This window comes from Escherichia sp. WS1118 (assembly GCF_046487695.1).
GTDB classification, from domain to species: domain Bacteria; phylum Pseudomonadota; class Gammaproteobacteria; order Enterobacterales; family Enterobacteriaceae; genus Escherichia; species Escherichia coli.
Genome location: NZ_JBJQIZ010000015.1, coordinates 1 through 13709, shown reverse-complemented (window position 1 = coordinate 13709; position 13709 = coordinate 1). Strand labels below are relative to the sequence as shown.

Below are 13709 nucleotides of genomic sequence, written 5' to 3'. Positions count from 1 at the left end.
AGGGCTTCATAAAAACAAGTGTAAAAGGAATTAAAGGCAGAAATAAAAGTCAGAAGTCATGCCCGTTTGCAAACAAGTGGTTCACAAACGGGCAATTTTTAACGTAACGAGCGACTTTCCATCGCCTCGATGAGCACCGCATCATGTTTCAGCGTTTGCCATGCCTGAATGACTTCTGCCGGAAAATCAACGTGAACGATAAAATCTCGCCCGCGGGGGCCGTAGCCATCGCTATCATCGCGTAAACGCGGCAGCTCGCCAGTGAGTAGCGATAGATAACGCTCAACCGGCCATAATCCTTGCAACGGATTAACAAAGATTACACTGTCTGCGTTATTTCCTAACTGAGGAACGAATCCGGGATAACTTAACCAGCGTGGTGCATCGGGATTATCCCCGGTTATACGGTGGAACGTCGCCATCGTGCGCCGCTGCATGGTGGGGTCCTGAACAACGATAGCCGTATGAACTCGTTCTACGGCCTGATTCAATAGCGCGATGCTAAAGCGTGCGTTTTCACCGCAGTTTGTTGACTGGTCTTCAATCCAGATTTTTTCATGCGGAATATGCCAGAACTGACGAGCGATATCCGCCAGGATGGTAGCTTCAGCTCTGCCAGTGGTGAGGATAGTGTTGTAGTGCGGATGCTGTGCGATGGCGCTATACAAAAAAGTTGTCGAGTGACCGATACCACCACTAATCAGTAAAGAAATTTGCTGATCGCGGGCAATCTTACATGCCGCATCGATAGTCGGCATAACCGCATTGCCTGCAAGGATCACGCAATCGGCCTGATACGGCACCTCACCGGAGAAATCATCCTGCGCCAGCCACTGTCCGATAACATTTATGGCATCTATGGTTGCCGGCGAAAGCGTCGGAAACGGGGTAATATTCATGGTTCCTCCTTATCGTTCCCTTAAGAATACTGCGTGAGATAATAGTGAGAAGCGGAGCACTCTGAAAGGAGGAAGTCGTATTTCCTTAACTGCCGCTCCGCAAGCCTGACATATCTTTTAAGGAAATGCTGTAGATAAACATTATTCATCTTGCAGCAGAGAATTGTATTTTTCTGAACTCCTGAATTTTTTCCCTTATCGTTTTTAGAATTAATAAAAAACCCGGCGCTAAATGCTTACCGGGTTTTAGATTTATCAGGCAAATAGCAGTGTTAACCGCTAATCTGCTCCATCGCCTGCAAAATACGCTTATCCGAAATCGGATAAGGCGTACCAAGTTGTTGAGCGAAGTAACTAACGCGCAGCTCTTCTATCATCCAGCGGACCTCTTTCACGTCTTCATCCTCACGACGTGCAGGCGGCAGTTTGTTGATCCATTGCTGCCATGCCTGCTGGACGTTTTCGACTTTCAGCATCTGAGCACGGTCACGATGTGGATCGACCGCCAGTTTTTCCAGTCGTTTTTCAATTGCCTGCAAATAACGCAGCGTGTCGCCCAGCCGTTTGAAGCCGTTACCAGTGACAAAACCGCGATACACCAGCCCGCCCATCTGCGCTTTAATGTCAGAAAGCCCCAGCGCCATGGTCATATCCACCCGCCCTTTCAGACGTTTGTTGATATTGAACACCGCAGTGAGGATTTGCTCGACCTGCTTCGCAATATCCACCACCGTGTCGTTCAGTTCAGCGCGGACTTTTTCATGCAGCGCAGCAAAGCCTTCTTCCGTCCAGACCGGGCCACCATTGGCGTCGATCAGTTGATCCACACCGCAGGAGATACAGTCATCGATCAGCTCCAGCACTTTGCCATACGGGTTAAAGTACAGCCCCAGCTTGGCTTTGTTTGGCAGCTTTTCGTGCAAGTACTTGATCGGCGATGGAATATTTAGCAGCAGTAAACGGCGAAGACCGTTCCACATTGCCTGCTTCTGTTCCAGCGGGTTATCAAACAGTTTGATCGCTACGCTGTCACGCTCATCCACCAGCGCCGGCCACGCCTTCACTTTGTAGTTGCCGCGCTTCTGCTCGTAGCTTTCCGGCAGTTGACCAAAACTCCAGATATGTAAACCGCTCTGCTCGATACCGTCATCCGCCACGGCAGACAGCGTTTCCTGCACTTTGCCTTTCAGGGCGTCTTTCAGATCCTGTAATGAGCGCCCTTCTTTTAGCTTCTTGTTTTTGTCATCCACCACGCGGAAAGTGATTTTCAGGTGATCGGGCACCTGATCCCAGTGCCAGTCTTCGCGGTCAACGGTGACGCCAGTCATCCGCCGTAACTCTCGTTCAAGGCTGTCGAGCAACGGCAATTCCAGCGGTGTGACGCGGCCTAAAAACGCTTCGGCGTAGTTTGGCGCGGGCACAAAATTACGGCGTACCGGCTTCGGCAGCGATTTAATCAGGGCGATGATCAGCTCACGACGCAGACCGGGGATCTGCCACTCAAACCCACTCTCCTCAACCTGGTTAAGTAGCGGCAGCGGGATATGCACGGTCACACCGTCAGCATCCGCGCCGGGCTCAAACTGATAGCTCAAACGCAGTTTGAGATTGCCCTGATGCCAGAAGTTCGGGTAATCCAGTTTGCTGATTTTTTCCGCCCCTTCTTTGATCAACATGCTCTTTTCAAAGTTGAGCAAATCAGGCGTTTCGCGGCTGACTTTTTTCCACCAGCTGTCGAAATGGCGTGCGGAGATCACATCGTGGCTGATGCGCTGGTCGTAGAACTCAAACAACGTTTCGTCATCCACCAGAATATCGCGGCGACGAGTTTTGTGTTCCAGTTCTTCCACTTCGGCCCGTAGTTTCAGGTTTTCACGGAAGAATGCGTGACGCGTCTGCCAGTCACCTTCCACCAGCGCGTGGCGAATAAAGAGTTCACGACATAACGCCGGATCGATCTGGCTGTAGTTGACCTTGCGCGCGGCAACAATCGGCAAACCATAAACAGTGACTTTTTCCGTTGCCATCACCGCGCCCTGCGCCCGTTCCCAGTGCGGTTCGCTATAGGTGCGTTTAATCAAATGCTGAGCAACTGGCTCCACCCATTCCGGTTCGATCCGCGCAGCAATGCGTCCCCACAGGCGGCTGGTTTCTACCAGTTCCGCCACCATTACCCATTTCGGCGGTTTTTTGAATAAGCCGGAACCGGGGAAGATGGAGAAACGCGCGTTACGTGCGCCGGTATATTCTTGTTTATCGGCATCTTTCATGCCGATATGCGAAAGCAAACCGGTCAGCAACGCAATGTGAATTTCGCGATAATCCGCTGGTTCGCTGTTAACCGGAATGCCAAGTTCTTTCACCACCTGGCGCAACTGGGTGTAGATATCCTGCCATTCGCGCACGCGCAGATAGTTGAGATAATCAGTACGACACAGGCGACGGAAGGCGTTTGAAGAAAGCGCCTTTTGCTGCTCGCCAAGATAATTCCACAGATTCACAAACGCGAGGAAGTCAGACTCTTTGTCGTGGAAGCGACGATGTTTTTCGTCCGATGCCTGCTGCTTGTCCATTGGCCGCTCACGCGGGTCCTGAATAGAGAGCGCGGAAGTGATAATCATCGCCTCACGCACGCAGCCATGTTTTTGCGCTTCCAGCACCATACGCGCCAGACGTGGGTCGACAGGCAACTGCGAGAGCTGGCGACCGAGCGGCGTCAGTTTATAGGCGCTGGCCTGTTCATCAGTGGTGATCGCGCCCAGCTCTTCGAGCAGACGCACGCCATCCTGGATATTGCGTTTATCCGGTGCTTCGACAAACGGGAATGCGGCGATATCGCCCAAGCCCAGTGCGGTCATCTGCAAAATAACCGAGGCCAGGTTAGTACGCAGAATTTCTGGGTCGGTAAACTCCGGGCGCGAGAGGAAATCGTCTTCGGAATAGAGACGAATACAGATCCCTTCTGACACACGACCGCAGCGGCCTTTACGCTGATTAGCTGAAGCCTGCGAAATTGGCTCAATCGGCAAACGCTGCACTTTGGTGCGATAGCTGTAGCGGCTGATACGCGCCGTACCTGGGTCGATAACGTATTTAATACCCGGTACGGTCAACGAGGTTTCCGCGACGTTGGTCGCCAGTACAATGCGTCGCCCGCTGTGCGACTGGAACACGCGGTTCTGTTCGCTGTTGGAAAGCCGTGCATAAAGCGGCAAGATTTCGGTATGGCGTAAGTTCAGCTTGTTCAGCGCATCGGCGGTATCGCGAATTTCTCTCTCGCCGCTCATAAAGATCAGAATGTCGCCAGGGCTTTCCTGGCTCAGTTCGTCTACGGCGTCAAAAATCGCCTGCAACTGATCGCGCTCGGTATCATCGGCTTCTTCAACAATCGGGCGATAGCGCACTTCCACCGGATAGGTCCGACCGGAGACTTCGATAATCGGCGCATTATTAAAGTGGCGCGAAAAGCGTTCCGGGTCGATAGTCGCGGAAGTGATAATGATTTTTAGGTCAGGACGCCGCGGCAGCAACTCTTTCAAATAGCCGAGGAGAAAATCGATATTCAGGCTGCGTTCGTGCGCTTCGTCAATAATGATGGTGTCGTACTGCATCAGCAGGCGGTCTTGCTGGATCTCTGCCAGCAGGATGCCGTCGGTCATCAGCTTGACCATCGTGTTATCACTGACGTGATCGCTGAAACGCACTTTGTAACCGATGCAACCGCCCGGCTCCGTTTTTAGCTCTTCCGCAATACGGTTCGCCACCGTTCGCGCCGCCAGCCGACGCGGCTGGGTATGGCCGATCAGCCCTTTAATCCCGCGACCCAGCTCCATACAGATTTTCGGTAGCTGAGTCGTTTTACCGGAACCCGTTTCCCCGGCGACGATCACCACCTGGTGGTCACGAATCGCTTCGAGAATGTCCTGCTTTTTCTGACTAACCGGCAAATTGTCCGGGTAAGTAATCTCCGGTCGTGCCGCTTCACGCAGCAGGACTTTCCCTGCCGCATGGTCAATCTCTTTCGCCATCTCCTGGAAAATGGCCTGTTGTGCATCAGGATTTTTAACCTTCTTCACGCCGTGCAGACGGCGTAAAAAACGCTGTCTGTCGCGCAACATCAGCGAATCCAGCCGCTGCTGCAAGTCAGCAAAGGTCAATTTTTGTTGTTCTGTCATAACGTTAGTGGGCAGTAGGCTGCCTGATTAATTTTCTTTTAAATGATAGATATAGAGTACCACATCGCGGCTTTCTATGCGTTGTTCAATAAATTCGAACATAGGCTTCGATTTATTGCGCTATCTCTGTGGCAGGATTGTGAATAAAGTGTCAACAAGCAACGGGGCATTGCCCATTCAAATATCTATAAGGAAACACCATGAGCAAGGTATTAGTTCTTAACTCCAGCATCCTGGCAGGGTACTCTCAGTCTAATCAGTTGTCCGATTATTTTGTTGAACAATGGCGCGAAAAGCACTCCGCTGATGAAATCACCGTGCGTGACCTGGCTGCAAATCCGATTCCGGTCCTGGATGGCGAACTGGTTGGTGCACTGCGTCCGAGCGATGCGCCGCTGACTCCGCGTCAGCAGGAAGCTCTGGCGCTTTCCGATGAGCTGATTGCCGAGCTGAAAGCCCACGACGTTATCGTTATTGCGGCACCGATGTATAACTTCAATATCTCGACCCAGTTGAAAAACTATTTTGACCTGGTTGCACGTGCAGGCGTTACTTTCCGCTATACCGAGAAGGGTCCGGAAGGCCTGGTCACCGGTAAAAAAGCCATCGTTATCACCAGCCGCGGTGGGATCCATAAAGATGGCCCAACGGATCTGGTGACGCCGTATCTGTCCACATTCCTGGGCTTTATCGGCATTACCGATGTGAAATTTGTCTTCGCCGAAGGGATCGCGTACGGCCCGGAAATGGCAGCGAAAGCACAGTCTGACGCGAAAGCAGCCATCGACAGCATTGTTGCTGCATAAGATTTATGATGCCTCCCACGAAAGTGGGAGGTTTTTTTATTTAACCCGCCTTTTGCGAAATACTGTCCAGCGTTGCCAACACGTCATCCGTTAGCACTAATTCATCGGACGCCATATTCTCCCGCAGATGCCCCACCGAAGAGGTGCCAGGAATCAGCAAAATATTCGGTGAACGCTGTAACAGCCACGCCAGCGCAACCTGCATTGGTGTCGCATTAAGGCTTGTAGCAACATCGGAAAGCGTGGAGGATTGCAGCGGCGTAAAGCCCCCGAGCGGAAAGAACGGCACGTAGGCAATGCCGTCACGAGCCAAAGCATCAATCATTGCGTCATCAGCACGGTGAGCAATGTTGTATTCGTTCTGCACGCAGACGATTTCGGCAATCTTTCGCGCCTCTGCAACCTGCGTCGGTGTGACGTTACTCAGGCCAATATGTTTTACCAGGCCTTGTTGTTGCATCTCCGCCAGCACTGTCAGGCTGGCCTCAATCGATCCTTCCGCTGGGCCATGACCATCCCCCATCATAACGCGCAGGTTAACCACATCCAGTACGTCCAGGCCGAGATTACGTAGATTATCGTGTACCGCTTTTTGCAGCTCTGCCGGAGAAAATGCGGGTAACCAGGAAGCGTCCTCTCCACGCCGCGCACCAATTTTAGTGACAATTGTCAGGTCGTCAGAGTACGGATAAAGCGCTTCGCGGATAATCTGATTGGTGACGTGCGGACCATAAAAGTCGCTGGTATCAATATGATTGACGCCCAATGCCAGCGCCTCGCGCAGCACGGTTATAGCGACGTGGCGATCTCTTGGGGGGCCAAAAACCCCAGGACCAGCCAGTTGCATCGCGCCATAACCAAGACGGTTAACGGATTTTGTACCGAGAGTAAATGTGTTGCTGCTCATCGCACCCTGCCCTGTAATAAAACGGATTAAGAAAAATCAGTATAGAAATGAATAGAGATAAATAATGCGAGGGTGTAAACAAGATTGCGGGATGAGTTGTACTGTTGCCCTGAAAGACACGAAACCCCAGAAAGGTTAAGACACGTCAAGCACCGCATCCGGCAATAAAAAAACCGCAACCTGTATCAGCGTTGCGGTTTATGTATTACATGCTAAAAATTAGAATGTTTTCTTGAAGTTTAGCATCACACCTTTATCACTGATGCCGTCTTCTTTCCAGTGGAATGCATCTACCTGCAACGCACTTTCCTGGCTGCTGTATTTCACACCCATCGTCGCCAGGCTGTTGAAACCACCGCCACTCTGACCATCGTCAATGTTAAAACGTTGGCTTCCAGCGCCCGAAATACTCGCAGTACGTTGACTTTTCACATAGCTCAGATTCGGCCCACCTTCCAGCGTGGCGTTCGCACTCCAGCCTTCTTTCCCTGCATAGTCCAGTTTCAGCCCAACGATGCTGTCCACCGCCGTTTCGCTGCCGCTGTTCATGCTCAGGTTAAAGTCACCCGCATTGCGTTCCTGATAGCCACCTTCCAGTGTGTGACGCAGTTTAACCCCGGCATATGGAGTGACGTTCAGCCCTTCACGCAGCTCAAAGGTTTTTGCTCCTTCACTACGGAACTCCAGGTACTGTTGTTTCACATTAGCATCGGCTGTTTTATTGATGTCGCCGTACGCTATCGAGCGACTGCTGTCGAGCTGGTGCACATCATAACGCAGGGCGTTATTCCAGTTCATACCGTTGTCAAAGGCCATCTGGTGTTTCAGACCGAAGAACTGGCTGTAACCGCCTGTCACTCCGTTATCGCCTGCGGTATCTGAACCATTACCCTCCAGACGAGCAATCCCGTATTCCAGACTCAGGTTCTGATGTTCAGTCAGCGTCAGAGATTTACGCAGCGCCATCATGTCGTACTGTGTGTCGTTACCCAGTTCAGCACGCGGGTCGCCTTTCGCTACCACGTTGAAGGCCAGACCGTTTGCAACTTCCGGTGCTGCATCGGACAACATGCTGAAGCGGTTACTTAACACTCGTGCTTCATTAAATACCGTTGTTGCCTGGCTGCCGCTAATTTGTTTCAGCGCACTGTTCAGTTCAGCAGTCGTTCCTACGTTCAGACTAGTGTACAGGTCGTTATTGGTGTAACCCGTATCCAGTACCTGAGCGACATTATTAACTGAAGAATCCGTCACAACATCCGTATAGGCGTTTTTGGTCATCGTGACGTCTACGTTGCCATTAGCATCGGTGTTACCTTGTGCGCTCCACACGACAGAGGTCGATGTAATGGTATCAGCATCCGTAAGATTGTTACCTTGAACCACATTATCGAATGTAACAGAAGTCGCACTTGTTCCTGACGTAAATCCAGTGTTAACGGAAACACCCTTCAGGCTTGCATTGCTCACTTTCAACTTACCTGCGCTGCCATCAGAACTGGTTCCCACAACATAGCCATTTAGGTTGTTCTGGCCTCCATTATCTGAAACATTGTCGGTAGATACGAAAACTGACGAGCCGGGCACATCTGGCAGTGTGTAATTAGCATAATGCACTTCACTATTATTGCCGTTATTGCCATTGACGCCTTCAATGTTAACGCTATTACCTTGCTTAATCAGCCCGGACCCCGTCACCCCATCTGCAATGGTTACCGTACCGTTATTCACGAGGTGGCCTACGGAACCTAGCATGCTAAACGCAAAGGAATTATTAGCGTATATGTTGATAGTACCATTATTCTCGATCACCGCATCAGCCGTCGCACTGCTATCCAGCTGCATACCTATCATACCGGTATCTGTCGTACCTTGTGCTCCAAGATTAATCGTACCGTTGTTAATCAACTGTGCATTTTTATTCCCTTCCATCGCAATAGCGTTATTACCGCTAATATTCATGGTGCCATCATTCTGTGCAACATAATTACTGTGGGTGAATTTCACAGCAACGCCGCTGTCTTTATCAAAATTGACTATACCACTATTTTGGTTCCAGAAGTATGCATGGTTGGTACTGGCATCAACACCGCTGGTCGCTAGCGCTTTTGCAGTAACATCAACTGTACCACTATTAATGAACCGTCCATTATTATTCGCGTTCCAGTAATTAATTGCGTTACCGCTATAGTTAGCACCAGAAATTAACATATGACCGGTATTGTAGAACGACCCAGACTGATATAAGTGAATAGCATTTCTGCTGTTATTTAGAATGAAGTCACCGCTGTTGTTAAACACCGCAGTATTATAAATCTCCATCATGCTGGCATTATTGCTATCACTACTACTGCTGGCACCGAGATACCAGGTACCCTCGTTATTGGTGATTGCAGTTTTACTCAGGTTAGCACCGTTTTGCACGACCCCACCTTGCTGGTTATTAAATGTTCCTCCTGTCTGGAACATGCGCGAGTTAACCGTACCGGTGTTCCCGAACGTGCCTGCGTTTAGCGTCACCTTCGCCACAGAGCCTTCGTTACTTAACTCTCCATCATTGATAATGATGGCATTATTAATAGTACCCGTCGATGTATTAACTAATTCACCGCTACTAATCGCAATATCAGCACCGGAAAGCGAACCACTGTTAACAACATTGCCTTCTTTTTTGTCGTTAATCGAGGCTTTTTGGGTCAGATTTTGTGTTTCATTCTGCGCAGTGATTACATCGCCACCCGTGTAAAGTAACGAGGTATAAGAGTCAGTCTCATTATAGTCATTGCCCGTCAGGCAATTAGTGTTAACACAAATCGTTCCATAGTTAAGAATAGTACCGGTTCCATCACTATAAAACGCCTGCCCATTGTCAGCATTGATATTAATTACGCCAGACTGTTCATTAATGGCAGTACCACTCTTATAGGCGGCCATACCGATCAGAGAATCTGCTCCCAGACTACTATCGTAGTTAGCGTTTTTCTCCAGATTGATGATACCCTCGTTAATCACGGTATTGCTGGCACCGTAGGCGGCCATACCTATTCCAGCATTATAAACCGTTATTACACCACCCTGTTTATTAACGGCCGTAGCATTTTTTCTTGGCCCACTGTAAGTATTCGTACCTACGGCCATACCAACGCCATAGCTCCTGGCATCATTACCAATATTGCTCCGCAAAGTGGTGGTATCATCTGCATCAACCCACAGGGCATCCAGTGTAATTTGCCCAGCGTTTTCTGCTGTACTCTCATCAATAGCCAACATACCAACGTTGCCGCGACCATACATCTCAATGCTGCCACCGCTTTCATTGGACACGTATCCGTGATCAAAGGCATCAAGACCCATCATACTGTTCGCATCAGAGTAGAAAGTGTTCGCCTCATTCAGACCCAGAGACGCTCCCAAATTAATGACACTTTCTTGTTCCATGACTTTCGCAGTAATCGTACCATTATTAACCGCACTACCGCCTTTAGTCGTGAAATAGCCAACTCCTGCATTTGCTAACAAGCCATAGTTGTACTGAGAAAGAGTAATATTGCCACTGTTACTTCCCGTTGAATTTTCACCAGAAATAGCGGCAAAACCGATATTTCGAGTATCAATATCACCTTTATTGACTAACTCAGCACCAGACTCTACAAAGATCATTTGGGATTCAGATCTCGCATAGTGGTCATAAATATCTACCTGCATGTTAATCGTGGCATCCGCCCCGATCTCAATCATGGCGCTATTCTTCAACCGAATCATCCCTGAATAGGCTAGAGGTAAATCACCATTAATCGTGGAGTCCCCGTTCAGGTAAACAGACGACTTCCCATCAACAGTGATTACTGGTGTTTTGCCATAGCCATTGCGATTTGATGCGACGGTAGAACCATCAGTCAATTGATTTTCTTCACCAACCAGCTGGATACCACCGTTCAGATACACGGTATTATCATCACCAGATACGACAAGCCCGGAAATATTCTCCTGGCTTCCATCAAAGTCAGCATAAATACGTGAGGTAAGTTCACTGTCAGCCACCACAGTTAACTTGCCGTCTAGCGATACAGTGTTACTGTTGCCGCTAACGTTCACACCAATAGACGGTTCGTAAAAATAATCTACCGCGTTAGTCGCGGTTTGATCTTTATCTACCAAAATATTACCAGTGATATCAACGGCATTATTGTCACCAGATATGTTGACGCCCGTTGCCTTCTGCCCGGTAACGTTCAGATCTTTCGCCGCCAACGTCACACTGTTGTTATTACCACTGAGCGCCATGCCTGTTGAAAAGTCACCAACATTCATGCTACCTGCCTGGGAGATGGCCCCCTCGCTGGTCGTGATGCTCATGCCAGTAGCTGAATTATTGACGTCAATATGACCCGTATTGGCAAAGGTCGCTCGATCACCGTTAATCAGCACACCAACCGAATCTTTATCCGTGACAGTTATATTGCCTTTGTTGATTACAGTGGCGCTATCACCAGTGATATCAATGCCGTGACCGCCGCCGCTCACATCCAGTAAGCCGTCCTGATTCACCACCGCGTTATTACCCGCGATTTCGGTACCGGTCGAGCCCTGACCATCAACGGTGGTATTGCCGCTGTTGTTGGCCGTCGCATCATCACCCGTAATGCGGGTTCCGGTGCCGCCATCAAGGATCGTGCTGTCGCCGTCGTTATTGACGATAGCTTTGTCACCGTTTATCTCGGTGCCCGTGGAATCCTTGCCGTCAACGGTGGTGTTGCCGTTATTGTTCACGGTGGCTTCGTCGCCGTTAACCTGCGTGCCGGTGCCGCCGTTGCTGATGGCACTGTCACCGTCGTTGTTCACGACCGCCTTGTCGCCGTCGATCTGAATACCGATGGAATCCGGATCGGTGACGGTCATGCCGCCTTTGTTGTCCACCGTCGCGCTGTCGCCGGTGATATCAATACCGTGACCGCCGCCGCTGACATCCAGTGTACCGTCCTGATTCACCACCGCGTTATTACCCGCGATTTCGGTACCGGTCGAGCCCTGTCCGTCAACGGTGGTGCTGCCGTTATTGTTTACGGTGGCTTCATCACCGTTAACCTGCGTGCCGGTGCCGCCGTTGCTGATGGCATTGTCACCGTCGTTGTTCACGACCGCCTTGTCGCCGTCGATCTGAATGCCAATCGAATCCGGATCGGTGACGGTCATGCCGCCTTTGTTATCCACCGTTGCGCTGTCGCCGGTGATATCAACCCCGTGACCACCGCCGCTCACATCCAGCTCGCCGTCCTGGTTCACCACCGCGTTATTACCCGCGATTTCAGTTCCGGTCGAGCCCTGACCATCAACGGTGGTTTTACCGTTATTGTTTACGGTGGCTTCGTCGCCGTTAACCTGCGTGCCGGTGCCGCCGTTGCTGATGGCACTGTCACCGTCGTTATTGACAACCGTCTTGTCGCCGTCGATCTGAATACCGATGGAATCCGGATCGGTGACAGTCATTCCACCTTTGTTGTCCACCGTCGCGCTGTCGCCGGTGATATCTATACCGTGACCACCGCCGCTCACATCCAGCTCGCCGTCCTGGTTCACCACCGCGTTGTTACCCGCGATTTCAGTTCCGGTCGAACCCTGACCGTCTACGGTGGTATTGCCGCTGTTGTTGGCCGTCGCATCATCACCCGTAATGCGGGTTCCGGTGCCGCCATCAAGGATCGTGCTGTCACCGTCGTTGTTGACGATGGCTTTGTCACCGTTTATCTCGGTGCCCGTGGAATCCTTGCCGTCAACGGTGGTGTTGCCGTTATTGTTCACGGTGGCTTCGTCGCCGTTAACCTGCGTGCCGGTGCCGCCGTTACTGATGGCACTGTCACCGTCGTTGTTCACGACCGCCTTGTCGCCGTCGATCTGAATGCCAATCGAATCCGGATCGGTGACAGTCATTCCACCTTTGTTGTCCACCGTCGCGCTGTCGCCGGTGATATCTATACCGTGACCACCGCCGCTCACATCCAGCTCGCCGTCCTGATTCACCACCGCGTTATTACCCGCGATTTCAGTTCCGGTCGAACCCTGACCGTCTACGGTGGTATTGCCGCTGTTGTTGGCCGTCGCATCATCACCCGTAATGCGGGTTCCGGTGCCGCCATCAAGGATCGTGCTGTCGCCGTCGTTATTGACGATAGCTTTGTCACCGTTTATCTCGGTGCCCGTGGAATCCTTGCCGTCAACGGTGGTGTTGCCGTTATTGTTCACGGTGGCTTCGTCGCCGTTAACCTGCGTGCCGGTGCCGCCGTTACTGATGGCACTGTCACCGTCGTTGTTCACGACCGCCTTGTCGCCGTCGATCTGAATGCCAATCGAATCCGGATCGGTGACAGTCATTCCACCTTTGTTGTCCACCGTCGCGCTGTCGCCGGTGATATCAATACCGTGACCGCCGCCGCTCACATCCAGCTCGCCGTCCTGGTTCACCACCGCGTTGTTACCCGCGATTTCAGTTCCGGTCGAACCCTGACCGTCTACGGTGGTATTGCCACTGTTGTTGGCCGTCGCATCATCACCCGTAATGCGGGTTCCGGTGCCGCCATCAAGGATCGTGCTGTCACCGTCGTTGTTGACGATGGCTTTGTCACCGTTTATCTCGGTACCCGTGGAATCCTTGCCGTCAACGGTGGTGCTGCCGTTATTGTTCACGGTGGCTTCGTCGCCGTTAACCTGCGTGCCGGTGCCGCCGTTGCTGATGGCATTGTCACCGTCGTTGTTCACGACCGCCTTGTCGCCGTCGATCTGAATGCCAATCGAATCCGCATCCGCGACGGTCATACCGCCTTTGTTATCCACCGTTGCACTGTCGCCGGTGATATCAATACCGTGACCGCCGCCGCTCACATCCAGCTCGCCGTCCTGGTTCACCACCGCGTTGTTACCCGCGATT

The 13709-nt window shown here is 51.3% G+C and carries 5 protein-coding genes; 1 reads left to right on the top strand and 4 read right to left on the bottom strand.

Annotated elements, in window-relative coordinates:
- Positions 1-98: 98 nt before the first annotated feature.
- Both ydcF and hrpA read right to left on the bottom strand, forming a co-directional pair.
- A complete protein-coding gene (ydcF, locus tag ACJHYO_RS20470; protein WP_085455332.1) occupies positions 99-899 on the bottom strand; it encodes a DUF218 domain-containing protein YdcF in 801 nt (266 codons plus the stop codon).
- Between the two features lie 272 nt (positions 900-1171).
- Positions 1172-5074: an ATP-dependent RNA helicase HrpA gene (hrpA, locus tag ACJHYO_RS20465; protein WP_001764476.1), complete on the bottom strand. Its 3903-nt coding sequence runs from the start codon at positions 5072-5074 to the stop codon at positions 1172-1174.
- Between the two features lie 200 nt (positions 5075-5274).
- Between hrpA and azoR the strand changes: the two genes are divergently transcribed.
- Positions 5275-5880: an FMN-dependent NADH-azoreductase gene (gene azoR, locus ACJHYO_RS20460; RefSeq protein ID WP_085455331.1), complete on the top strand. Its 606-nt coding sequence runs from the start codon at positions 5275-5277 to the stop codon at positions 5878-5880.
- A gap of 40 nt (positions 5881-5920) precedes the next feature.
- Here azoR and pdxI read toward each other — a convergent pair whose 3' ends face one another.
- On the bottom strand, positions 5921-6787 hold the full coding sequence (pdxI, locus tag ACJHYO_RS20455) for a pyridoxine 4-dehydrogenase (RefSeq protein ID WP_000097808.1): 867 nt from the start codon (positions 6785-6787) through the stop codon (positions 5921-5923).
- 219 nt (positions 6788-7006) lie between these two features.
- Positions 7007-13690, bottom strand: a complete 6684-nt coding sequence (locus ACJHYO_RS20450) for an EntS/YbdA MFS transporter (RefSeq protein ID WP_410232559.1) — start codon at positions 13688-13690, stop codon at positions 7007-7009.
- Positions 13691-13709 lie beyond the last annotated feature (19 nt).